General features: G+C 65.1%; 25 protein-coding genes and 2 pseudogenes. 3 read left to right on the plus strand and 24 right to left on the minus strand.

Annotation, left to right across the window (positions count from 1 at the left end; translation table 11 throughout):
* Positions 1 to 58: 58 nt before the first annotated feature.
* Positions 59 to 514, minus strand: a complete 456-nt coding sequence (dctP, locus tag JCM7685_RS00080; RefSeq protein ID WP_074970734.1) for a TRAP transporter substrate-binding protein DctP — start codon at positions 512 to 514, stop codon at positions 59 to 61.
* A gap of 122 nt (positions 515 to 636) precedes the next feature.
* On the opposite strand from dctP, the gene JCM7685_RS00085 reads away from it, so the two are divergent.
* Positions 637 to 1536 carry a LysR family transcriptional regulator gene (locus JCM7685_RS00085; protein ID WP_074970736.1) on the plus strand — a complete coding sequence of 300 codons (900 nt, stop codon included), beginning with the start codon at positions 637 to 639 and terminating at the stop codon, positions 1534 to 1536.
* Between the two features lie 84 nt (positions 1537 to 1620).
* Here the strand turns inward: JCM7685_RS00085 and JCM7685_RS00090 are convergent, their stop codons facing one another.
* From JCM7685_RS00090 to JCM7685_RS00130, 9 genes and pseudogenes are all read right to left on the minus strand, one after another.
* Positions 1621 to 1842: a type 2 periplasmic-binding domain-containing protein gene (locus JCM7685_RS00090; RefSeq protein WP_100525993.1), complete on the minus strand. Its 222-nt coding sequence runs from the start codon at positions 1840 to 1842 to the stop codon at positions 1621 to 1623.
* Positions 1843 to 1994: 152 nt separating this feature from the next.
* A complete protein-coding gene (gene istB, locus JCM7685_RS00095; protein WP_028030902.1) occupies positions 1995 to 2723 on the minus strand; it encodes an IS21-like element helper ATPase IstB in 729 nt (242 codons plus the stop codon).
* On the minus strand, positions 2723 to 4222 hold the full coding sequence (gene istA, locus JCM7685_RS00100; RefSeq protein ID WP_090271472.1) for an IS21 family transposase: 1500 nt from the start codon (positions 4220 to 4222) through the stop codon (positions 2723 to 2725). Before istA ends, istB begins: the two co-directional genes overlap by 1 nt.
* A 118-nt stretch (positions 4223 to 4340) precedes the next feature.
* Positions 4341 to 4442, minus strand: a pseudogene (locus tag JCM7685_RS00105) (single-stranded DNA-binding protein); the annotation flags it as partial.
* A gap of 704 nt (positions 4443 to 5146) precedes the next feature.
* Positions 5147 to 5563 (minus strand): hypothetical protein, encoded by a 417-nt coding sequence (locus JCM7685_RS00110; protein ID WP_074970605.1) that lies wholly within the window; start codon positions 5561 to 5563, stop codon positions 5147 to 5149.
* A gap of 157 nt (positions 5564 to 5720) precedes the next feature.
* On the minus strand, positions 5721 to 6656 hold the full coding sequence (locus JCM7685_RS00115; RefSeq protein WP_074970567.1) for a DUF2493 domain-containing protein: 936 nt from the start codon (positions 6654 to 6656) through the stop codon (positions 5721 to 5723).
* Positions 6657 to 6989: 333 nt separating this feature from the next.
* Positions 6990 to 8033 (minus strand): DUF7146 domain-containing protein, encoded by a 1044-nt coding sequence (locus JCM7685_RS00120; protein WP_074970569.1) that lies wholly within the window; start codon positions 8031 to 8033, stop codon positions 6990 to 6992.
* Positions 8033 to 12382, minus strand: coding sequence for a strawberry notch family protein (locus JCM7685_RS00125; RefSeq protein WP_074970571.1), 4350 nt, complete (start codon positions 12380 to 12382; stop codon positions 8033 to 8035). Before JCM7685_RS00125 ends, JCM7685_RS00120 begins: the two co-directional genes overlap by 1 nt.
* A 158-nt stretch (positions 12383 to 12540) precedes the next feature.
* The gene (locus tag JCM7685_RS00130) at positions 12541 to 12963 is read right to left on the minus strand and encodes an antirestriction protein (RefSeq protein WP_074970573.1); all 423 of its coding nucleotides are present in this window, start codon (positions 12961 to 12963) and stop codon (positions 12541 to 12543) included.
* 160 nt (positions 12964 to 13123) lie between these two features.
* On the opposite strand from JCM7685_RS00130, the gene JCM7685_RS00135 reads away from it, so the two are divergent.
* Both JCM7685_RS00135 and JCM7685_RS00140 read left to right on the plus strand, forming a co-directional pair.
* Positions 13124 to 13381: a type II toxin-antitoxin system Phd/YefM family antitoxin gene (locus JCM7685_RS00135; protein ID WP_058098140.1), complete on the plus strand. Its 258-nt coding sequence runs from the start codon at positions 13124 to 13126 to the stop codon at positions 13379 to 13381.
* Positions 13378 to 13761, plus strand: coding sequence for a type II toxin-antitoxin system VapC family toxin (locus JCM7685_RS00140; RefSeq protein ID WP_058098141.1), 384 nt, complete (start codon positions 13378 to 13380; stop codon positions 13759 to 13761). The genes JCM7685_RS00135 and JCM7685_RS00140 overlap by 4 nt, the downstream gene beginning before the upstream one ends.
* 17 nt (positions 13762 to 13778) lie before the next feature.
* Here the strand turns inward: JCM7685_RS00140 and JCM7685_RS00145 are convergent, their stop codons facing one another.
* From JCM7685_RS00145 to JCM7685_RS00210, 14 genes and pseudogenes are all read right to left on the minus strand, one after another.
* Entirely contained in the window at positions 13779 to 14423 is a 645-nt protein-coding gene (locus JCM7685_RS00145) for an antitoxin of toxin-antitoxin stability system (protein WP_074970575.1), read from the minus strand.
* Complete coding sequence (locus JCM7685_RS00150; RefSeq protein ID WP_074970577.1) at positions 14416 to 14832, minus strand: hypothetical protein; 417 nt, start codon at positions 14830 to 14832, stop codon at positions 14416 to 14418. The genes JCM7685_RS00145 and JCM7685_RS00150 overlap by 8 nt, the downstream gene beginning before the upstream one ends.
* A gap of 66 nt (positions 14833 to 14898) precedes the next feature.
* Positions 14899 to 15456, minus strand: coding sequence for a hypothetical protein (locus JCM7685_RS00155; RefSeq protein WP_039194755.1), 558 nt, complete (start codon positions 15454 to 15456; stop codon positions 14899 to 14901).
* A 131-nt stretch (positions 15457 to 15587) separates the two neighbouring features.
* The gene (locus tag JCM7685_RS00160) at positions 15588 to 15956 is read right to left on the minus strand and encodes a thermonuclease family protein (RefSeq protein ID WP_012092610.1); all 369 of its coding nucleotides are present in this window, start codon (positions 15954 to 15956) and stop codon (positions 15588 to 15590) included.
* A gap of 39 nt (positions 15957 to 15995) precedes the next feature.
* Positions 15996 to 16376: a DUF6915 family protein gene (locus JCM7685_RS00165; RefSeq protein ID WP_012092609.1), complete on the minus strand. Its 381-nt coding sequence runs from the start codon at positions 16374 to 16376 to the stop codon at positions 15996 to 15998.
* A gap of 10 nt (positions 16377 to 16386) precedes the next feature.
* Positions 16387 to 16875: a DUF6878 family protein gene (locus JCM7685_RS00170; protein WP_012092608.1), complete on the minus strand. Its 489-nt coding sequence runs from the start codon at positions 16873 to 16875 to the stop codon at positions 16387 to 16389.
* 210 nt (positions 16876 to 17085) lie between these two features.
* The gene (locus tag JCM7685_RS00175) at positions 17086 to 17250 is read right to left on the minus strand and encodes a hypothetical protein (protein WP_166507195.1); all 165 of its coding nucleotides are present in this window, start codon (positions 17248 to 17250) and stop codon (positions 17086 to 17088) included.
* Between the two features lie 424 nt (positions 17251 to 17674).
* The gene (locus JCM7685_RS00180) at positions 17675 to 17971 is read right to left on the minus strand and encodes a hypothetical protein (protein ID WP_012092597.1); all 297 of its coding nucleotides are present in this window, start codon (positions 17969 to 17971) and stop codon (positions 17675 to 17677) included.
* Positions 17968 to 18234 carry a DUF6117 family protein gene (locus JCM7685_RS00185; protein ID WP_012092596.1) on the minus strand — a complete coding sequence of 89 codons (267 nt, stop codon included), beginning with the start codon at positions 18232 to 18234 and terminating at the stop codon, positions 17968 to 17970. Before JCM7685_RS00185 ends, JCM7685_RS00180 begins: the two co-directional genes overlap by 4 nt.
* 71 nt (positions 18235 to 18305) lie before the next feature.
* The gene (locus JCM7685_RS00190; RefSeq protein WP_074970579.1) at positions 18306 to 18782 is read right to left on the minus strand and encodes a hypothetical protein; all 477 of its coding nucleotides are present in this window, start codon (positions 18780 to 18782) and stop codon (positions 18306 to 18308) included.
* 98 nt (positions 18783 to 18880) lie between these two features.
* Positions 18881 to 21031 carry a ParB/RepB/Spo0J family partition protein gene (locus JCM7685_RS00195; protein WP_074970581.1) on the minus strand — a complete coding sequence of 717 codons (2151 nt, stop codon included), beginning with the start codon at positions 21029 to 21031 and terminating at the stop codon, positions 18881 to 18883.
* 123 nt (positions 21032 to 21154) lie between these two features.
* Positions 21155 to 21550 (minus strand): DUF2958 domain-containing protein, encoded by a 396-nt coding sequence (locus JCM7685_RS00200; protein ID WP_074970583.1) that lies wholly within the window; start codon positions 21548 to 21550, stop codon positions 21155 to 21157.
* Positions 21547 to 22503 carry an ArdC family protein gene (locus tag JCM7685_RS00205; protein ID WP_074970585.1) on the minus strand — a complete coding sequence of 319 codons (957 nt, stop codon included), beginning with the start codon at positions 22501 to 22503 and terminating at the stop codon, positions 21547 to 21549. Before JCM7685_RS00205 ends, JCM7685_RS00200 begins: the two co-directional genes overlap by 4 nt.
* A 276-nt stretch (positions 22504 to 22779) precedes the next feature.
* Positions 22780 to 23031, minus strand: a pseudogene (locus tag JCM7685_RS00210) (IS3 family transposase); the annotation flags it as partial.
* Positions 23032 to 23138 lie beyond the last annotated feature (107 nt).

The raw sequence follows: 23138 nt of genomic DNA on the forward strand, positions 1-23138 counted from the left end.
GAACGAGATCCAGACGCCTTCGCGGCGGGTAGGGCGTGCGGATTTCCTTGCGCGTGGTTCAGACCTGCTCGCCCTCGCTGTAAAGCGCGCCCAGCTTCAGCCCCTTGGTCGCGAATGCCTCGGCCAGCGCGCCGTGGACCGTCGGGCTTTCGGCCAGAAAGCGGTTCACCTCGGCCATGTCCGAAGGCAGCAGGTAGGTCGAAAGGAACACCTGGCTTTCGGGCACGATGGTGCCCAGGTTCCCGACCGAAAGGTTCGAAAGCTGGATCACACCGTCCGCGGTCTGTTCGGCCACCTCGGTCGGCGTTCCCAGCGAACCCAGCGGATAGATCGTGACGGTGACCTCGCCCCCGGTGGCGGTTTCGATGCGCTTTTTGAAATCCTGCGCATAGCTGTCCATGATCGAGCCGGGGATTTCCTCGATCGCGAATTTCCATTCCTCGGCCAGGCCGGTGCCACCCGTCAGGGCGGCAAGGGCCGTGGCAAGCGCCAGCCGCGCGGCAAATCTGGTCATGTTCAACTTCCCTGTTTTCATGCCGCGATCTCGGCCGCCGCGGCTGAAGGGAACTATGATGCGCTGGAATTTTCGATAAACCGAAATTATACGATCTTTACTTTCGATTGATTGAAGTAGCCATGCGGATCAGCGACTATACCCTGCGCAACCTGCGCACCTTCTGCGCCATGGTCGAACATGGCGGCCCCAGCGGTGCGCAGGCTGTGCTGGGGGCCAGTCTTTCGGCGATCTCGATCCATCTTAAGGATCTGGAGCTTAGCCTGGGCTTCACGCTTTGCCAGCGCGGCCGGAGCGGCTTTGCTCTGACCGACAAGGGCGAGGCCGTCTATCGCGAGGCAAAGCGGATGCTGGGCGGTATCGAGCAATGCGAGGCCAACCTGGGCACGCTGCGCAAGGTGCGAACCGGCCATCTGCGCATCGGCATCGTGGACAGCGAGGCCGACAATCCCGACCTGCCCATCCATCGCGCCATCCGCCGCTTCTTCGGCCGCGAGCACGAAGTGCGGCTGACCCTGGAAATCGGCACAACGCAGGCGCTGAGCAAGGCGCTGCAGACCGGCGAGGTCCATGTCGCTATCGGCCCCTTTCCGAACCGTCAGCCCAACGTCGAATATACCCCGGTCTACACCGAGGAACACGGGCTTTACTGCGGCCGCCTGCATCCGCTTTATGCCCGCGCAGAAGGCGCGGTGACGCTGGAAGAGCTTTCCCTTTGTCCGATCACTGCGCGTCCCTATCTGCAGCGTTCCGAACTCGCCGCCTTGCACGATCCGAATGTCGCTGCCTCGGTGTCGAATATGGAGGCGCAGGCGATCCTGATCCGGAGCGGCCGCTTCCTGGGTTTCCTGCCGCTGCATTTCGCCAATACCTGGGTCCGGCGCGGTGAAATGCGTCAGATTACGGGACTGGGGCTCGAATGGCTGTCCCAATTCCATATTGCGCTACGCGTCCAGCCGGAACCGCTGGAGATCGCGAGGCTCTTCGCCGCCGATCTGGCGGATGAACTCGCGCGCGCGTAATTGCTGTTGCAAGGGTGCGGCCTGCCGCGGCCTAGTCCCAGCGGCAAAGGCCGTCAGAACTGCACTCTATATGTGCGTTCAGTCTTAGTTCAGTTCCGAGTATCTTCTTTGATGAGCGTTAAGATCGTCGCGCAGGATCTCTGCAAAGGATTCGGCAAGCTTGGACAAGGGGCGATGCTGCGGCATGACGAGGGCAGCGGTGAAGGGGACGACCGGCTGGAACGGACGGAATGTCACCTTCCCTGCATCCCCGCGCGATAGCCGATAGCTTTCCGCACTCAGCGGGTCGATGATCGCGCAGGCCAACCCCGCTTCGACGAAGGAGTGTCAATCGGCATTCAAACGGGCCCCCTGATCGGCGTCCAAAAGTGACCCCTTTGGCGCGCGGGTGAGCAGGCCCGTGGCGGCGTAGCTTTCCAGCTGGCGCAGCCGACGCGGGCCTGCGTTTTGGAGGGTGTTCAGGCTCGGGTTTTGATGCGCCAGCTGTCGTTGCCGGTCTCGACGATGTCGCAGTGGTGGGTGAGCCGGTCGAGCAGCGCGGTGGTCATCTTTGCGTCTCCGAAGACGGTCGGCCACTCCCCGAATGCGAGGTTGGTGGTGACGATGACGGAAGTCTGCTCATAGAGCTTGCTGATCAGATGGAACAGCAGCTGGCCGCCGGACTGCGCGAATGGCAGGTATCCGAGTTCATCGAGGATGACGAAGTCGAGCCGCATCAGATGTTCTGCAAGCCGGCCTGCCCGTCCGGCACGGGCCTCGGCCTCCAGCCTGTTCACCAGATCGACGACATTGAAGAACCTGCCCCGGGCACCATTGCGGATGACCGCGCGCGCTATGGCCACAGAGATATGGGTCTTGCCGGTCCCGGTGCCGCCAACCAGCACGACATTGCGCTGTTGGCTGAGGAACTCCCCGCTGGCCAGATCTCGCACCAGGGTCTCGTTGATTGGGGTGTCATCGAAGGTGAACTCCTCGATCTCCCGGGCATAGGGCAGCTTGGCGGTGGTGATCTGGTATTTGACCGACCGCGCTTTCTTCTCGTTGATCTCGGCGGCCAGAAGATCTCCAACGATCTGGCGGGGTTCGTGCTGGCGGCGCACAGCCACCGCCATGAGTTCGTCATAAGCGGCGCGCATCCCGTAGAGCTTCAACTCGCCCATTGCAGCCATGATGTCAGCACGATCCATCAGCAGGCCCTCCGCAGCAGATCATAACGGGCGCAGTCCGCCACAGGCTCATGGGTCAACTGCAAGGCCGGAGAGGTCAGCAGAAGCGGTGGTGGTTCCGGATCTCGCCTGCGGGATAGAATATTGAGGATTACATCGGCAGAATGGACGCCTTGCGAGAGAGCTTCGGCACATGCCTTTTGAACCACAGGCATCCCTTCCGTCAGCACAGCGCCGAGGACCTTCACCATCTGGCGGTCGCCATCTGAGGAGCCCTGCAGCTTGCGGCGGATCTGTTCAAGAGCTCCGGGAAGAACCCAGTCCTTGAACGGTGCGCCGTTACGCAGCGCCCCGGGTTTGCGAAGCAGAACAGGCACATAATGCCAGGGATTGTAAACCGTTCGGTCCCGGCCGAAGTGACGCGGGTGGTCTCCGACCAGTCGGCCCTCCTGCCGGATCTCGATCCGCTCAGCATAGGCCCTGATCTCGACCTGCCGCCCGACAGCCGTTGCCGCGACGGAGTATTTGTTGTTGTCGAAGCGCACGAGACAGGTCTTTGACACCGCCGCAGGCAGTGAATGGAATCCGTCGAAGCGCCCGGCATAGGGGACAAGGTGCGGGCGCTCTTCCTGGAAGACCTGCCAGACGGTTTTGTCCGTCAGCTCCGGATGCTTGCTGGTTCTGGCCGAGGCGATGCACTTGTCCAGCAGCCAGGCATTCAGTTCCTCGTAGCTCTTGACCCTGACGCGGGGCGCGAAAAACCGCTGACGGACAGTGCCGACCTGGCTCTCCACCTGGCCTTTCTCCCAACCCGCAGCAGGGGTGCAGGCAACGGGTTCGACCAGATAATGGCTGGCCATCTGCAGGAACCGACGATTGTAGAGGCGTTCCTTGCCGGTGAAGATGGTCTCCACCGCCGTCTTCATGTTGTCGTAGATCCCGCGGGTGCAGGTGCCCTTGAAGAAGGCGAAAGCCCTGTCGTGGGCATCGAACACCATCTCCTGCGTCTCGCGCGGATAGGCCCGCACAAAGAACATCCGGCTGTGGCACAGGCGAACATGGGCCACTTTGATGGTGGTGGTCGCCCCATCGATCACCACAACCTCGTGGCTCCAGTCGAACTGATAGGCTTCACCGGGCGCAAAGCTCAGGGGCACGAAGGCGGCAGAAGCGCCTGAACTCTGAGTGCGTGCCCAGTTCGAGGCGTAGCGGCGCACCGCGTCATACCCACCTTCATAACCGAGACCGCTCAGTTCTTCGTAGATCTGTATCAGAGACTGACGTTCCCGGCTGGACCGCGCGGCGTTGACCTCCAGCAGCCGGTTGAGTTCCCCCAGCCAGGCACCCAGCTTCGGGCGCGGCTGCACCGTCCGGGTATAGGTGAACTCGGTAATCCCGGTGCGGATCACCTTCCGCACCACCTTCTTCGACAGCTTCAGGTCACGGCAGATCGTCTTGATCCCCTTGCCCTCGGTGAAATGTAGCCGCCTGATTTTTGCGATTGTCTCCACGATCAGCATCCCGTGCTCGGCCTCCGATAATCATCGAAGGCACAATGGACCCAACCCCCGGTCGGTGGGGTCCATTTTGGACGCCGATCACCCCAGAAGCGGGGTCCTTATTGCAAGCCGTTCAACACGAGGTGGCCAGGGTGAAGTGGGTGATGCCGGTGCCGCCCTGGGTGGTGCGGGTTTCGGGGGCCTGGCCGATGTTGCCGGCGAGGATGACGATGTTCTGCATTGTAGGTCTCCGTTGCTCCTCGGAGGGACCGTCCCTCCGACGAGACCCGGCCAAGGCCGTCGGAAGACTCCTGCAACTGCCGCCCTTGCTGCAGCTTGCCCCCAAGGCCCCAGGTGGGGCGGGCAGCCGCGCTTGCGCGGCAACACGGCTGGGAGCCGCGGGGGTTGCTGGTGGAAGCCGAACGGACTTAGGGGATCAGTCAGGCGGAGGGATGGTGCTTTCGTGAGCGGATCGAGGACGCACAGCAGAACCATCGTCCTTGCTTGCAACCGTGACCTGTCAGCCCCATTTGAACCAAGACCACCCGGCATGGCAGCCGTCACCCGTCATCGTCGGCCGCCCTCGCGTCCGCCGCCGGAAGGCCCTGTCATCCGCGATGTGATCGAACAGGCTATCGGGTTCCCAGGTCCAGTGTGGCACCGTCCTGCTTCATCGGCCAAAGGCTCGGTCCCACTGCATCGTGAAGGGGCAAGGAAGGTGTTCTCGGAGGCCCTACGAAGCGAGGTGGACCGATGCAGCGGGGTATCGACCGCAAAGAACTGCGGGTTCGCACCGATGAACCGTTTCCAGAGCAGGACGAAGCGGGCCGGGAGCGACGGCGACATGCCCGCGATGAACTCACTTTCCGTCTTGGGTGGAACGACCGAGGCCCTATAGCGCAAGCTGCCGGGTTTACTCGGAGGTGGCGGATCGCGGCGGGAGTTTCAGCGCGAGAACACCGACTCGCCGAGGGCGTTCAGATTGACGATGGCCGAGATGCCGATGACGAGACCGCCCATGCCGCCGAACAGGTTGAGAATCAGCCCCGAGTCGATGGCGTTCTTGGTGATGCCATAGAGAAGGGCATAGCCGGCGATGACGGCGGGCACGGCGAAGAGAGCGAGCGCAATGAGCCGCAGGGCCGGGTTCTTCGCGAAGCCAAGAGTCACGATCACAAGCGCGATCGAGAGCACGGCGGCGCCGATGGCCATGAGGCCGGACATCACGACCCCGGCGCCCGCGCCCCAGGCATATTGCGCGGCCGTGATGGCTGCCATGACGGGCAAGGCATAGATCGCGAGATTCCAGGCGATCACGCAGGCCGCGATGGTGAGCGAGATGGCGAGCAGGATCAGCGTCATGGAAACCTCCAGAGAACGGTTGGGGATCACGACAGGCTGCCGGGAGATGCGCTCCGCCTGCGACTATGCTGCTTCGCCGGTTCTGCAAGGATGTTCCATCAAAGGCGCGGCCTTGCATCTTGTCAAGTATCGGCGGCCGAAAGCCGCCAGGCGGCGCTTACGCGCCGCCCTCGAACTTCATGACCGGGATGCCGAGCTTGCGGGCCTTGTCGGCGAGATTCTCCTGAATCCCGGTGCCGGGGAAGACGAGGACGCCGACCGGCAGCACGTCCAGCATGGCATCGTTTCGCTTGAACGGCGCCGCCTTGGCGTGCTTGGTCCAGTCGGGCCGGAAGGCGACCTGGGGCACCTTGCGGTGATCTGCCCAACGGGAAGCGATCAGTTCGGCTCCCTTGGGCGACCCGCCGTGCAGCAACACCATGTCGGGGTGCTTGGCATGGACCTGATCAAGCTTCGCCCAGATCAGGCGGTGATCGTTGAAGTCGGCGCCGCCGGTCAGGGCCACCTTCGGGCCGGGGGGCAGCATCACCTCGGTCTCGGCCCGGCGCTTCGCGGCGAGGAAATCGCGGCTGTCAATCATCGCGGCGGTCAGGTTACGATGGTTGACCATCGAACCGCTGCGCGGCCGCCAGGCGCTGCCCGTGTGCTGCTCGAAGGCCTCGGCGGCGAGGTCGCGGAAGAGTTCCATGCTGGCGCGCCGTTCGATCAGGGTCTGCCCTTCTGCCGTGAGGCGTTCGAGTTCGACCGATTTCACCTCGCTGCCGTCCTGTTCCCGCTGCATCCGGCGCTGCGCCTGCTCGTTGTCGTCGAGATCGCGTTCGACCCGGCTGGTGGCGCGGTGGAAGAGATTGACGGCGCCCCAGAGCAGTTCTTCGAGATCGGGTTCGAGACGGGTGTCACTGAGCGTCGCCACAAGGGCGTCGAAGATGTCTGTGACGGCTACAGCGACGGTATTGCCCTCGGGGAGCGGTCGCGGATCAGGTTCGTCTTGGAACGGGCGCCAGCCGTAGAGCTGGAGTTCGGTGAGGGCGTGATCGGTCTGGGAGGAGGTGTGGACCGGCTCGGCCCCTGCATATTCGGGATCAAACGTCATCGGTTGCGTCCTTCGTCTGGAGACCGCGCCCATCGCGGCCTTCGCAGGCGTCGAAGCGCACGGGCGGGACGGGCTGGCAGCCCTCGCCCGCTCTGCGAGGGCCTTGATGGCCGGGTGCGGCTAATTTGCCTTTCGCGATGCAAAGGCGGCACAGCCGCCGGCGGAAATTAGTCGCTCCCGGCCATTGCCTGCCCGTCCCGCTTGTGCGCCGATCGCCCTCTCGAGACAGGCCGTGGGTGCGGGACTCTCCGGCGATGGATGCACCTGCCGATGGCAAGCGAACGAAACCGGCAGAGGCCGAGCCGGACCGAGCCTCCGGGGCCGATCACACCCTCACCCTTCCATGAAACGGCGGACGTCTTCGGGATGAAGCTGATCCTTCAAGGCCGCCCCGAGGGCATCGGCGCCATGGCGTCGCAGATCATCGTTGAAATCGCCCTCGCGCGGCATGAGCGAGACCGCCTCGATCCCGAGATCGGCTGCTCTGGCGGCCAGTCGGTCTCTTGCACCGTCCCCGGCCGGGTCGCGATCGCGCAGGACATAGAGCCTGCGCAGCGACGGCGGGAACAGGATGGCGGCGAGGTGAGCGGCCGAAAGCGCCGCCAGCATCGGCATGCGGGGCAGGACCTGGCGCGGCGACAGCACGGTCTCGATGCCCTCGCCGGCGGCGAGCACCTCATCGGCGGTGCCGAAGCGGACCGCGTGGCCGAGAAGGTCGCCCATCGCCCGCCGCGGTGTCTCGACAGGCGCCTTGCCGGAACCGTCCGGGGCGAGCCATGTGCGATGCGCGCCGGTCTGGTGGCCGGTGAGATCGGTGACGGCGGCGACCATCGCCGGCCTGATCTCGGTGGGCGCATGCTCGTTGGGCCTGTAATAGCACCGGGGATGGTAGCGCAGCGCGGTGGTGCCTTCGAGCGTGGTGATCGCTCGCCGGTTGAGGTAGATCGCAGCAAGGGTGCCGTGGATCGGCTGCGCCATGGCGAAGAGCCGCCGCGACGCTTCAGGCGAACCGGGTGCCGCGCCGGATGTGCTGTCGGTCGGCGCTCTCGTCTTTGCCGGTTCGGGATGCGGGAGGGCGAGGAAGCGGCGCGCTTCCTCAGCCACGTCCTTGAAATCGGCGAGGCCGAGCGCCTCGCGGATGACGTCGAGAAGGTCGCCATGCTCTCCCGTCGCCATGTCACTCCACTTGCCCGCCGCACCCTTGCCGGATTCCGGGCCGGTCAGCCGCACGAACATGGAGCGTCCTGGGGTGTTCCGCACGTCACCGACCAGCCAGTATCGCCCGGCGCGGTGGCCGGACGACAGGTAGTGGCGGCAGACCGCCTCGGCCTCTCGGCCAAGGCGGATCGCCAGTTCGGATGCGTCGTGCCTGGGCATCAGGCTGCCTCCCGCTCGCCGATGCGCTCGACCGGCCAGCGGTCGAAGAGCTTCCCGAGGATCGCCGGACCGCTGGCATCGACCGGCACGAACATGCGCAGCTTCCAGGAGATGATCTCGTGGAACAGCCCATAGGCCGTGAGGCGCTGGCGCATGGTGTCGGTGAAACCCGACAGCTCGATCCGGTTTGCCCCCATGACCCGGACCCGGCGAAGCTGGAGGCCCTCAGCGAGATCGAGGATGGTCCGACTTTCCAGCAGCGCCGCGAAGGCATCGTCCGGCGAGACCGAGGTGATGCCGGTCTCGGTCGCATTGGCCGCCCAAGCCGGGGAGACCTTGCGGCCGATGATGCGCTCGCCGGCGTCAGACTGAAGCCGATAGACGCGAGTGGAGTCGTTCGGCAGCCGCTTCCAGATCGGTAGCAGCAGGCCCGTCACCATGTGCAAGGTGGACTCGGCGAACTCCGGCACCTCCGCGACTTCGGCTTCCCAGGCCGATGCGAAGGCATCCCTGTCGGCTTCGACCCAATGGGTCTCGCGCATCATCCTGACCTGGACGTTCTGCGCTTCCATCGGCCGGATCAGCCGGACGCGGCGCTCGATCTCGCCATCGTCCAACATCACGCTGGTGGTGGGGATCTGCACCGCTGCCCGGCCTGAGCGCTCGTTGATCAGCAGCCTGGCGCGGGGATCGTCGAGTTCCGCCAGCGCGGCGTCGAGCGTCACCGGGCGGTTGCGCCTGCGTTCGGTGATGGTCAGCAGGCTGGTCTCGGCCCCGGTGCGCGGGTGCGTGTAGATCACCTGCCGATCCGTCACTACGAAGCTCTCGGCGCGCAGGGTCTCCAGCCCGGCGTCATAGGTGCCGGAGGCGATGGCGCCCTCGATGCGGGCGGTCAGAAGTTGTTCGAAGGCGGTGAAGAGGATGCCCTGAAGCTCGATGGTCAGCGCCAGCAGCCGGTTGAGGAAGGTGGTGATGGCCGGCAAATTGTCCTTGATGCCGTTCGCATCCATCAGCTTCAACCCGGTGGCAGCCTCGAACCGCTCCAGTGAGCAGCCGTCGACCTTGCCGCGCACCAGCAGGAGATAAAGCTGGCGCAGCGCGTCACGGGCGTAATGCGATTCCAGGTTATCTTCCGGGCGGAACAGGCCCTGACCACCGGTCTGGCGCTGGCCGCGCGTAATCGCGCCCAGCGTGTCAAGACGGCGGGCGATGGTCGAGAGGAAGCGCTTCTCGGCCTTCACATTGGTCGAGATCGGTCGGAACAGTGGCGGCTGTGCCTGGTTGGTGCGATGCGTGCGGCCGAGGCCCTGGATGGCGGCGTCCGCCTTCCACCCGGCTTCGAGGAGATAGTGGACACGCAGCCGGGTATTCTTCGCCGACAGTTCGGCGTGATACGACCGGCCCGTGCCGCCCGCATCGGAAAAGACCAGCACGCGCTTCTGATCGTCCATGAAGGCTTGCGTCTCGGCCAGGTTGGCCGAACCGGCGCGGCTTTCCACGACGAGCCGGTCGATGGTGACGCTGCGTTTGCGGACGATACGGCGCGAACGACCCGTGACCTCGGCCACCGTGTCGGTCCCGAAATACTGGATGATCTGGTCGAGCGCGCCGGGAACCGGCGGCAGGCTGGCGAGGCTTGCGATCATCTCGTCGCGCCGGGCCGCGGCCTCGCGGCTCTCGACCGGCTGGCCATCACGATAGACCGGGCGCGAGGACAGATTGCCCTCGCTGTCGGTGAACGGCTCGTAGAGTTGGACCGGGAAGGAATGGGCAAGGTAATCTAGGACATATTCGCGCGGCGACAGGTCCATTTTCAGATCGCCCCATTCCTCGGTGGGGATCTCTGCCAGCCGCCGTTCCATCAGCGCCTCGCCGGTCGAGACGATCTGGATGACGGAAGAATGTCCCGCTTCCAGATCGGCCGTGATGGACCGGATCAGCGTCGGGGTTTTCATCGACGTCAACAGGTGCCCGAAGAACCTCTGCTTGGCGCTCTCAAAGGCCGAGCGGGCGGCGGACTTGGCCTGCCGGTTCAGCGTGCCGGACCCGCCCTCGCCGCCGGTGATGTTGGCGGCCTGCATCGCCGCATCGAGATTGTTATGGATGATGGCGAAGGCATCGGCATAGCTGTCGTAGATGCGGACCTGTTCAGGGGTCAGTTCGTGGTCGAGCAACTCGTATTCCACGCCTTTGAAGGACAGCGAGCGGGCGGTGTAGAGGCCAAGCGCCCGCAGGTCGCGGGCCAGCACCTCCATCGCCGCGACGCCGCCGGCCTCGATCGCCTCGACGAACTCCGCCCTGGTCGAGAAGGGGAAATCCTCGCCGCCCCAGAGACCGAGCCGCTGCGCATAGGCGAGATTGTGGACGGTGGTGGCGCCGGTGGCCGAGACATAGACGACTCGGGCATCGGGAAGCGCATGCTGGATGCGCAGCCCGGCACGGCCCTGCTGCGAGGCGGCGACATCGCCGCGTTCTCCCCTGCCTCCTGCGGCATTGGCCATGGCATGCGCCTCGTCGAAAATCACCACCCCATCGAAGTCTGTGCCCAACCATTCGACGATCTGTTTGACCCTGGAAACCCTTGTCCCCCGGTCGTCGGAGCGCAGCGTGGCATAGGTTAGAAACAGGATGCCTTCGTTCAGCGTGATGGGCTTGCCTTGCGGGAATCGCGACAGCGGCGTGACCAGCAGCCGCTCCATGCCGAGCGCCGACCAGTCACGTTGCGCGTCCTCCAACAGCTTGTCGGATTTCGAGATCCAGATCGCCTTACGCCGCCCCTGCATCCAGTTGTCGAGGATGATGGCGGCGGATTCCCGACCCTTGCCGACGCCGGTGCCGTCGCCGATCATGAAGCCCTGACGGAAACGGATTGCTCCCTCGGCATCCTCCGGCGCGGCGGCGAGATTGTCGAGCGTGTCATCGATCGTCCAGCCCCCGGCGAGGAAGCCCCCATGGGCCTCGCCCGAATAAATCACGGTCTCCAGCTGCGCCTCGGACAGCTTGCCGAGAATGTCGTTGGGAAGCGTCGGCCGATAGCTGGGCTTCGGCGGCGCGATGCTCGCCATCGAGGCCGACTGCACGAGCTGGGTAGGATGCGCCTGCGCCCCGTCGATGCGGATGGTCTGAAGCCCGTATTCCTCGTAGATCGCGTCGGAGAGGCCGCCGCCCTCGGCCGGTTCCCAATCCACGGTCTCGTAGGCGACCGGCACGGCCTCCGGTTCCGCAAGGGGCGCGGCGGGCGCGGATCGCGCGGCGCGGTTGACGTAGCCGCGCACGGTGCGGGGCGCGGTGGGTCGTGCGACCGGCACCGTCAGGCCGGGATCGACCGGCAGCCGCGTGGGAAGCAGGTCGGCTAGCCAGGCGATCAGCGTGGCCACGTCCGGCGCGACACCAGGCGCTGCCGGAAACACCGCCGCATCTTCGGCCGGCAGCTTGTCGATGACCGTGAGCCGGGTCGGGACAGTGGTGCCTTGCTTGGCATAGACCGAGCCGTCGATGGCGGCGGAAAAGGTGACGCGACCGCGTTCCTGCAGCCGGGTCCAGGAGGCGGTCCACGCCGGATTATCGGGGGCGAAGCTCGCGCCGGTGATGGTCACGAGCCGTCCGCCGGGCGCAAGACGCGCCAGCGCCGAAGCGAGATGGCGAAAGGCGGCGTCACGCATGCGCCCCTCGACATTGGCCATGACCGAGAACGGTGGATTCATCAGCACGACGGTCGGGACAAGGCAGGGATCGAGATGGTCATCGATCTGGGCCGCGTCGAAGCGGGTAACGGAAAGGGCCGGAAAGAGAGAGGAAAGCAGGCCGGCGCGCATCTCGGCCAGTTCATTTACGAGAAGCGTGCCGCCGGCGATCTCGGCCAGGATGGCGAGGAGCCCGGTGCCGGCCGAGGGCTCCAGCACACGGTCGGCAGGCGTGATCGCCGCCGCCGTGACCGCCGCGAAACCGAGCGGGATCGGGGTGGAGAACTGCTGGAAGGTCTGCGCTTCTTCCGAGCGGCGCGTATGCGTCGGCAGAAGCCCGGAGATCTTGCCGAGCTGCGGCAGGATCGCCGACTTCGAGGCGGCTTTACGGAAAAGCACATTGCCGTATTTGCGCAGGAAGAGGACGGTCGCAGCCTCGCAGGCATCATAGGCCAGCTTCCAGGTCCAGGCGCCGGTGGCATCGGAAGCGCCGAAACCCGCTTCCATCGCGCCGCGCAGCGTGGCGGCGTCGACACGCTGACCGCGTTCCAGATGCGGCAGCAGTAGGCCGGCAGCGGTGAATATGCGGGCTGCGGTCTCGGCGTCGTGGTCGCGCGGAAGCGGCGCGGTGGCGGATGCCGCCGCGGATGCGGAAATCATGTTCATCGGGGATTCCTCGGGAGAGCAAGTCAGGATCAAGCCGGGCAGCGCTCTCTCTCGACCGCACCGGCTCAAACCCCTTCCGGCCCATCTCTCGCTCTGAAGCCGTGGCGAAAGCAGGCATGAAACAAGCGCCCGACCGTCAGGCTGGGCGCTTGTGGGTTTCAGTCGATGGCCTGGAAGATCGCCGCCGCCTCCGGGTGATTGGCGGCATGTTCGTAGAGACGGCCATAGCCCTCGGCGAGTTCGTCGTCATCGTAGCGGAAGGAAAGATGCGAGAAGGCGAAGAGCGTGGCGATGATCCCAGCCGCATCGCATGAGACCTCGCCCTCGAAACCGTTGCCTTCGCAGAACAGGAGGTAACGGGGCTTTGATGTCGGCGCGAGATAGAGCGGCTGGCCGGCGCGTTCGTAGAAATCCCAGAGCCCGCCGCCGTAATCGGCGGGGCTGAGGATCTCCATGAATCGGAAGACGGCATGCTCGCCGATGATGAGCAGGCGCCGGCCGAAAAGGCGCGGCAGGAACTCCATGCGGCGCGCGTCGGGGACACGGGTTGCGGATTGAGAAGCAAGTTCGGGCAAAGCCATGATCGGTCTCCTGGAGGGAAAGGGACGGCAGCCGGACGACCCTCTCTCAACCCGTCCGGAGGCACCCTCTCCCGGCCCTCCTCTCGCTCTGGGGGCTTGAAATGGACCATTCTATGGACCATCTTGGCAGGATAGCGGAGAACATCTGGAGCGATGTGCGATGAGGGTTTCTGTCACCGAGGCGAAAGGGCAGCTCACCGAACTGGTGAAACGCGCCGAGGCCGGCGACGAGGTGATCCTAACCCGGCGGGGCCATGAGGTCGCCCGCCTCGTGCGGGTTGCTGTCGCAGCGACCCCGAAAGGCCGGCGTGCGCTGATGGAGCGGGTCCGGGCCACGGCGCGGGGCAAGGCACTGCCCGGCGCCGATGCCGCGCGCAGTCAGGACTTCCTCTATGGTGATGACGGGATGCCGGCGTGATCGTCGTCGACACCTCGGCGCTGATGGCGATCGTGCTGGACGAGCCGCAGGCCGAGACCTGCATGGCGGCGATCGAGGCGGCGGACGGATTGCTGATCTCGGCCGGAACCGTGGCCGAGACGCTGATCGTCGCAGGGCGCCGCAATGTTGGGGAAGAGATTGCCGCCCTGATCGAGGGCCTTGGGTTCGAGGTCGTCTCCGTCACGGAGGCTTCGGCACGCAGGATCTCCGAAGCCTATGCCCGCTGGGGCAAGGGCGTTCATCCCGCCGGTCTCAACTACGGCGATTGCTTCGCCTATGAGGTCGCGAGCGAGCGCGGCTGTCCGTTGCTCTTTGTCGGCGATGATTTCTCACGGACGGACCTGCGGTCGGTACTGTAACCCCGGAAAGCCGGGCTTTAGCCGAAGCGATTCCCATCAACTGTGAAGCTGTATTCGTTGGCACCGATGGCCTCATCGACCGCCTCATCCGAAGTCAGGTCATCGTAGTCGCGCTCAAGCTGGCGATAGAGCCAACGCGCGAGATCGCGCAATGCCTCGATGACGGTCTCCTCGGCATCGGCGGTCATGCCCTGCCCTGTCGGGCTGTCGCGGGTGACCGAGATCGCCATGCAGTATTCGTGATAGTATCGCCCCCGATGGGTCGTCTCGGCCGTCAACTGGTAGAAGTTGCGGCGTTGCGCCTGATGTAGGGCATCCGCGATGCGGTGCAGCTCCGCATCCTTCGGCGCATAGGCACGGATTTCCGCCGCCGTGCCTTTGCGATAGGAATAGTGGCCTTCGAACGCGGCGCCATCGCCCTGCGACCAGAAGCCCGTAAACCAGATGCAAGGCTCTTGTCGCACGCCGCCGCCCATGAGGCGGACGGTGCGGGTCTTGATGCGGATGCCGAGGATGTCCGCGATCCGCCGGAAATCCTCATAGACGGCATCGTACCAATCGTAGTCGAAGCCGCCCTCGCGATACCAGGCGCGGGCCTTGCCTTTCGCGGCTTCGGAAAGCTCGTCGAGCCGATAGACCGTGGTTTCGATGACGTCAGGCATTGGGGTCGCCCCCGTCCAGAACGGTGGAAAGCCAACCGTCGGTGTAGATCCAGTCCACCGTCTCGCCGGTGGCGAGGTCGAGGACATGCGCGCCGCCCCCGAACCCGTCGATTCTCGGACGTGAGCAGGTATTGGCGTATTGCATCCCCCATAGCCCGGTCAGGCCGAACGCGGCGGCACAGCGTTTGACGAACTGGATGACATGCTCGGGATCGCCGGTGCCGTCATCGCGCATCCAGAGCTGGGTGCCGCCATGTTCGGGCTGGATCGAAAGCATGAAGCCGTCCGAGGGCGGATCTTCGGCGGCGTTTTCGTGCGCCAGCGCGTTGTAGAGATCAAGCGCGCGGGCGGCGTTCTCGGGGCTGCCCACGTCGAGCAGGCAGGAGAAATGGGTGAAGTAGTCGGCCATGTCAGGCTCCTGAAACGAGAAGGCCCGGCGCGGGGCCGGGCCTAGTGGATGGAAAGGGGCGACAGGTCAGGCAGCTTGTGGCAGCCGCAGCAGATCGGCAGTCGTCTCGCGCCAGAAGGGATCGACCAGCCGCGCCTCGAGCAGGCTGGCGCGGTGGCGGAGATCACGAGCCGATACCGCATCGCCGCGCCCGGATGCCGTGAAGGCCATGCCCCGCAGACGGCTGGCCTCCGTGACGGTGCGGCGAGCCTCGGCGTCGGAGGCGACCGGATGCTGCCAGAGCACGATCCCGGCCCGGACCTCACCGGCAAGGACAAGGCCCAGTTCGTTGTCCTGAATGACCATGACGCGGGGGCGAAAGCGCAGCGCATCGCCCTGTCCAACGCGGAAATCACCGCGCGCAACGCGCTGGCTGGCGATGATCAGCGCCTCTTCGGGGGATTGGCACTGGCCGATGACGAGCGTGCGGTCGAAGCCGCCGACGTCATCGCTTTCGTCATCGCTGGCGATACCGATGCAGGAGATGCGCAGCGGCAGCTTCTGGGCATGACGCAGCCGGGGCAGGATCTGTCGCGCGACAATTTCGCCGATCGAGGCGAAAGTGGTGTGGTGGGAAAGGCTCATGGGGAATGCTCCGCGACGGACGGCGGAAGCCCCTCTCCCGCCTCACAATCCGTCACGGCCAACCGGCCCGCACTCTTACTCTCCCGTCCCGACGGTGGATCGTCCCGCACCTCGGCGGGACGATCCGGCGATCAGCACCAGGGCTCACGCCGCCCGGCCCAGGTTCTCGCCAGCCCTTCATCGACGAGAATATCGCCGACATCGCGGCCTTCTACGCGTATCGCCGCCAGGGTCCGGCCATAGCGGTCGGTCCCCTGACGCAGGATTTCGACCCGCCGACCTTGCAGGATTTCCGCCAGCCTGATCTTCGCTTGCCGGGCAAGGTCGGTTTCATGGATGCAGCGGCCCTCCATTTCGGGAGCGTCGATGTTGAATATCCGAACAGCTTCGGACTGCTGTCCCATACCCAGCCGGATCGAGTCACCGTCCCAGACGCGGATTTCCGCCGGTTCGCAGGAAGCCGTGCAGAGCAGGACGGAGATGACGATATGGCTGAGCATGGCAAGAGGCTTTCATAAGGGGGAGGCTGACGCGACTGCTCAGACTTCTTCCTGAAGTCGGCCATTGACGCAATGCGGATCGACCTCCGCCTCGATCCGCTGCGTCCGCCCCATCCAAGGCGCCGGGTGGATTGCCCGCGCCCAATCGGCGAAGGACGGGATACGGCCCAGATCCTCGCGGACATGCTGCTCCCCGACCCATCGGGCCGGGATCACCCTGCCGGTGGACAGGGTGATCGTCGCCCCGAAAATGGTCTCGGCCATGAAGATGCCCTCGGCATGGTGGCGAAGCGCGCGATGACGAAAATCGGCCAGGATCTCCTTGCTGGCATCGAACCAGCTATGGATGGGCAAGTAATCCTCGACCGTGCCGCCCCATTTCTTCACCGACGAGAGCGCATGATGATAGGGATGTGCCATTTCCGCCCCCTCAGAACTCGTGACTGTAGAATTCGGTGGCGGTGTAGCGCTCGTTGTAGTCGAGCGTGATGGTGCGCGCCGCCACATCGAAGCTGAACTCGCCATAGGCGCCATCATTGTTCTCCCAGCCGCCATGGGTTTCCGAGAGGAAGTCATAGGCGAGCTGTTCGATGGCCGCCTCAACGCCCATTGAGATTGCGGTCACCTTGTCGGTTCCCCATGCCACCGTGGCAATGGTGATCTCGCCCTGCGGCAGGTCCACGGTCCGGTCGTCCGATTGCGCGGTGATGTCCTCGATCTGGCCGCTGTCGCCAGAACCGTCGAAGGTGACGGTCACGAGAGTGATGCCTGCGGCGGCCAGCGCATCGAACAGCGCCGTCTTGTTGTCGGGACGGACCGCTTCAGCGCGACGGTTGCGCTCATCGCGCTCGGCGAAGAAGCGCGCGACGCTGGCGGCCATGTCGAATTCCGGCGTGGCTGGTTTGTCGGTATCGGTCATTGGATGATCCTCCAGGAGAGCGGGATGATATGGCCCGGCGGCGCTCTCCTCTCCTTCCGCCAGGCTCGCCCCGATCCCGGCCCAACTCTCCCTTTCCACAGCCGAGGCGAGGCCTCGGCACCGCCGCTGGCGATGCGCAGCCTGCGCATGGCACAAGGCCCGGCTGCGCCTGACGCGGGCCGGGCCGTCGGGCGGAGGCGCTTTCGCGCCTCAGCCGAAGGGATCGAGTTCGAGCTTCACCATCTCTTCGTCGCCGTCGAACTCGTCGGCGGGCATGGCGCCGTGGGTGCCGTCCCCGGCCTGGAACACGACGATCACGACCATCAGCGTGGTGGCGAGGCTGGCGGCGAAAGCGGTGGCATCTGCGTAGGACATGGGTTCCGGCTCCTGTCTTTGGAGGCGGGGGACCATCCCCCGCGCGACAGGCGCCCGAAGTGTCTGACCGGATCTGCAATCACCCTCGGGCGTTCGGATTCTTTCCGAATCCCCGAGGGCGGCACGCGCGCGTAAGCCGACCCCACCGGGGTTGAATGCAAAGAGACGGTCGGACCAAGGTTAGCGAATTGAAGCGGGGGATGGTGCTTTGCGTCGAGCCGGTGCCGGAAACCCGTCGCAGATGCTTTGCTGCGCCAGCCTCGTTGCCGGCGGATATTCAGGGTGTGTTTCAGGCCGGGGACGGAACCCGTTGCCCCCACAACACCAAGGAGTTGGCGCAATGGTGAAGCTCGAACTCGATCCATCGCTGCTTGTGCAGCGATACCCGATAGCCCCGTGTGCAAGGTTCGGCTTTCAGGGCCGGTCAGTCCCAGAACCCATCGGCGATTTCGCGGGCGATCATGGCGCGGGCCTTCATCATCACATCGTCGCCGGAGGTGTCGATATGACCGAAAAAGCGCGTCCGGGCGCCATGGGCCGTCCAGTCGGCATAGCGGCAGTATTCGCGGGCATCGAGCCGGAAGGCGCGCATGTCCTCGGCCCAATGCGGTTTCGGTTCCACGATGACGGTGACGCCGTTGCGGGTTTCCTCCCAGGGAAGCGAGCGCTCCGATGGCGGATTGCGGCGGTCATCGGCGAAGATTTCATCGACCGTCATCATGATGCGCCCCCATCTTCGGCCTTCTCGACAAAGCCGGCAGGATCGTCGGGATCCGGCGGCAGATAGGCGTCATAGGGGTTGCCGCTTGCGAGATGGCCGAACGGCGTGAAGACGTAATCACCCCCGTCGCGGCCGACCGCGCACAGGACATAGCGTGTCTCACGGGTCGCGGCGTCGAGGCATTCCATAAGGGCGAGATTGCCGTCATCGGCAGCACGAAGCAGAGTGTCGAAGTTCGTTCGAACGGGATCGGGAATGGCCATTGTGTTCTCCTGAAACGAAGAAGGCCCGCCGTCACGGGACAAGCGGGCCGGATGAACGGGATCGGCGAACGTCACGCGGCAGCTCGACCCTCGACGGCTTCGGCGCCTGCCTCGTCGGCGGTGATCTCCTCGAGGCGCGCGCGGGTGTAGCCGTTCCTGGCTAGCCAGAGTTCGGCCGCCTCGTGGTTCTCCGCGAGGTGCAGCAATTCGACGTTCTCTCCGACATCCTGCACAACGCGGACTTGACCGATCTTCGGGCGTTCGATCACCCGGAAGCTCAGATCGCTGTCGATGCCGTAGCTGCGCATGACGGTGATAAGAATGATGCCGCCTTCGCCGAAATCGCCTTCATGCAGGGTGAAGGACGGCGTGGTCGTGTAGGTCGGGCGCTCGCGGCCCGGTTCCTTGCGCACGAGACGACCGGCCCCGTTGCGGGATTTCCACGCGGCGAGCTTCTTGGTGAAACGTGCGGGCGGCTTCGGCTGGCCGTCGCTGTAGGCCACGAGCGAGCCGAGCGGCACGATGTCGAAGATGAGGGAAGCGGACATGATCTTGCTCCTGAAACGAAAGCGGCCCGGCGAGATGCCGGGCCTTGAGATGGAAGGGATGGAATGCGGGGCGACGGAGGCCGCCCCGCTGATTCGCGTCACTCGGCGGCGACGAGGGCCTCCGGATCGTCGGCGGCCTCGGCCGTGTCCTCATGGCCACCGGCGAGGAAGTCGGGCAGCGCCACGCTGTCCTCGTCCTGATCGGTCGCGCCATCCACGGCCTGCGCCTCGATGGCGGGGCGCAGCGGCTCCGGCAGCCAGCCGGTATCGGCCAGGAGCCGTTCGGCCTCCTTCGCCATGTCGCCCTTCTTGAGATGCGCGATGAGATCGGCCGCGCGATCGCCGGCACCCTCGCGCACCGCCTCGATGATGCGGGTCTTGGTCACGCGGCCCAGATAGTTCTCGACCGTTGGCCTCCAGCCCGCTTCGACGAGGTCGAGGCCGGTGGCCTGCGCCAGCCGTTCGGCCTCGGCCATGCGGCGGTCGAGACCGTGCTGCGAGATGCCATTCCCCGAATAGGGGTTGGGCCGCTCGTAGAGCGCGTTGACGCCGAAACTGACGCAATGCGCAAGCAGCGCCAGGCGGCTGGCATCGTCGAGACCGTCGATCCAGTCCCAGAGCCGGTCGTCATCACCGGAGGGAATGTCCCCCCGCCAGGCGTCCGCGCGCTCGTCGATCATCTTCGCGGCGGCGCTGTCAGCGAGCCCGGTCGCATCCGTGGGAAGATAGATGTGACGCACGGCGGCATAGAGGCTGGTTCCCGAGGTGGCGGTGCGCTCGAAAGTATCGAGAACCAGCTTGTGCAGCAGCGCCGTCATGGCGACGCGCGGATTCTCGGCAAGCGCATTGCGCAGCGCCAGCGTCCGCCAGGCGGTCAGGTCGGTCACGAGTCGCTCGGGCAACGGCTTGACGGCATCGTCCTCCTCTTCATCGGCGTCCGGGACGGGCTCGCCGCCGACGGTGATGACCGCGCGCTGCACGGCATCGGGATCGGACGGGTCCGCACCCTCGGTGGCATCCTCGCCATCGACGGTCTCGGGTTGTTCGTCCTCGGAGCGGACGTAGCCGTTGCTGACGATCAACTCGCCATCGCGGCCGATGCTGACGAAGACACCGGCACGAGCGATGTCCTCCGGCGCGAAGGTGACAGGCCGATTCTCGAAGGCTTCCAGCTCGGCTTCGATTTCCCCGAGCCGCTGATCGACCTCATCGGGCAGCTCGTCGGCTTCGGCATACTGCGCTTCGAGTTCGTCATACTCGTCGCGCAGCGCCTCTCGGGTGGCGCGTTCCTCGTCGGTCAGTTCCTGGGTCACGCCGACCAGCCTGCGCAACCCGTTGGTGTGGCCGTAGGGCAGCTCGACTGCCGCGTCGATCCACTTCCAGCCCTGACCGGCGATCTCGTCGGCGACGGTGCGCAGCTTCTCGTCGACCAGCCGGTCGAGAAGCGTGACGTCCTGCAACCAGCCGCCGTTCTCCTCGGAGAAGAGGTCGCGCAGCACCGGGCCACCCGCCGCATCGTAAGCGTCAACGCCAATGAAGCGGGCGCGCTTGTCGGCGGCCGGAACCGTGGTCTCGGTCAGCATGTTGCGGATCTGCCAGGGTTCCTTCTGCCACGACGTGCTGATGCGCTCCCAGACCTGCTGCTGGCGCTCGTGGTCGGGGTTGACGGTGAAGGCTTCCAGCATCGCCAGCGTCATCTCGTTGCGCGCATAGGCGTCGTGCAGCGTCGGCGCGACGGTGGCGAGGCGAAGACGCTGCATGATGTAGCGCGGGGTGGTCCGCCATGCGTCGGCGATCTCCTCCTTCGACATGCCCATGTCGAACATCCGCTTGAACGCCTTGAACTGGTCGAGCGGATGCAGGGCGAGGCGCAGCAGGTTCTCGGCCAGCGAGTCGTCCACGGCCGAGGTCTTGGCGTCGGCCTTCTTGACGATGCAGGGCACGAGCCCTTCGGCCGGGAAGCGACCGGCCTCGACAAGGCGCGCGATGGACCTGTAGCGGCGGCCGCCGGCCGGGGTTTCGAACTCGCCGGTCTCATTGCCGTCCTCGTCGAGGATGGCGCGGACATTGAGACCCTGCACGAGATCCTCGCGCCGGTCGATGTCATGGGTAAGTTCGTCCAGACCCGCCTCGACATCGGTCTCGCGGACATTGCTGTCCGACAGCCTGATGCGGTTGAACGGAATGTCGCGCGCCCGCGAAAAGACGATCATCGGGGCGACGGGCTTCTTCCTGGCAGCTTTGGCCATGGTGGTTTCTCCGCGACGGGCGGCCAGGAGCCTCTCTCTCGACCTCCAACCCGTCACGAAGCGAAGCGCCGCCCTCTTCCTCTGAAGAGCGCGACGCCAGGCCACAAAGCCGACAGCCGGAAATCAGGAATCCTGGCTTTCCGTATCTGCGGATGTGCAGGTGAATGCCGCACCGGCGCGGTAGAGGGCTCGCTCCGCCGCACGGATGCTGCCGGCTTCCCGCGCAGCCTCCGCCCAGACCGAGATCGGGAAATCCCCGGTGAAGAGCAGATCCCGCTCGATCCCCATGCCGAAGGGCAATCGGACCCTGCGCAGCTCTTCCAGGCTCCACGAGCCAAGTTCGGGGTAGCCGATATCGGCCAGGCCGAACATGATGTCGCCGCCCTGATCCAGCTCAGTGGCGAGCCAGACGCCCGCGCCGAAGGGGTTGAAGAATTTCACGACGGGGATGTGATCCACATCACGTTGGCGACCACTGGCCAGAAGCCGGTCGCGCTGTGTTCCGGTCAAAAGGATCATGCCGCGACCCTCCCTTCGATTGCAGCCGGAACCGGCTCCCCGGCATCTTCGTCGGGCAGATGCGACAGCAGCCAGTCGGCCGCCTTGCTGGCCTGAGAAGCTGCGCGGACGATGGCGCGGTTGTCCTCGCGCAGCACCTCCAGCCAGGAGCCGATATAGTCGGCATGGCGCACGGTCGGCACGATACCAAGCGAGGCGCAGCAGAATGCCGCGTTCGTCTCGGCGACCAGCTCCTCGAAGGCGTATTTCTTCGTGCCGAAACTGCCCGAGAAATCCCGCCCCAGGCGCGAGGCATGGCCGGTGGCGTGCCCCATCTCGTGCAGCGCCGTCCGGTGCCAGTTAATCGGCTCGAAATAGGCGGCCGGCGGCGGCACCTGCACATAATCGAGTGCCGGCACATAGAAGGCGCGATCTCCGCCGATGCGGAAATCGATCCCGGTCGCGCGGATCAGTGCCTCGACCTTCGGCTCGATCATACCGGGCGGCGGTGGTGGCGCCTCCACGGCAATATCTTCTGGCAGGCCCTCGCATTGCGCGGTGTTGAAAACGGTGAAGCGCTTCAAGAACGGAATGCGTCCCGGTTCCTCACCGGTCTCGCGGGCTCGCCGCTTTTCGTCTTCCGGGGTGAAGCGGTCGGCATAGACCACGGTGGTGCCGCGTTCGCCCTTCATGACATTGCCGCCGAGGGCTGCCGCCTGGCGATAGGTGAGCCAATGCTGGGTCGGATAGCCGTGCTGGACCACGGCGCCCCAGAGGATCAGCACATTGATCCCGGAATATTGCCGCGAGGTCGCGGCGTTCTTCGGCATGGCAAGCGACGCCTTTGCCGCCGCTGTCCCCCAGGGCTGAACCCAAGGCAACCGCCCTTGCTCCAGCTCGGCGATGATCTTGCCGGTGATGTCGTCGTAAAGATTGCTGCGCGCGCCATCGGCAGCGTGATCCTGTCTGGCCATCGGGATGATCTCCGCGACGGGCGCCGGAGGCCACTCCTCCAGCCCTCAACCCGTCACGGAAAACCCGCCCGCACTCGAACTCTCAGGGGGCGTTGCGGGGTCTCCCCGCTGAAGGGGGTGCGTCGGCAACGCAGTGCCGACCAGGGGGAAAGCTTTCCCCCCGCCACCTGAGAAGGTCAGCGATGCTGAACCTTGTGGACATTCGCTGCGCCTGCATAGTGTGACCGGCCGAACAGAGCCTTGAGCGATTGAACGGGCGGAATCCGTCTGACGGCACCGCGGCATGGCGGTTGCGGCAAAACCAGGATGCCGGTCACTCATGCAAGTGGCAGCCAACCGATCTGCGGCATTGTTGCGGGAGAGCGCCACCAGAACATCCTCGCGCTTGAGTTGGTGGGCCACGATGAGCGCCAGACATTCTCTGCTGGCCTCGTCGATGATGGTCAAGATGCGAAATTTGCGGCCGTCATGTGTGCGTTCTTCGGCGAAGTGGAATGTCGATACATGCCTTGGATACTCGGGCCGCAGAAGCCGATTCGGATGGGGGCAAGACCGATTCCCATCGGGAAGTTGCCGATAATTTTGTGAATGATAGCTTGCAGGATCGCGAAAATGACGATACCAATCCGTCAGAA

It is taken from the genome of Paracoccus aminovorans, from assembly GCF_900005615.1.
Lineage (GTDB): Bacteria > Pseudomonadota > Alphaproteobacteria > Rhodobacterales > Rhodobacteraceae > Paracoccus > Paracoccus aminovorans.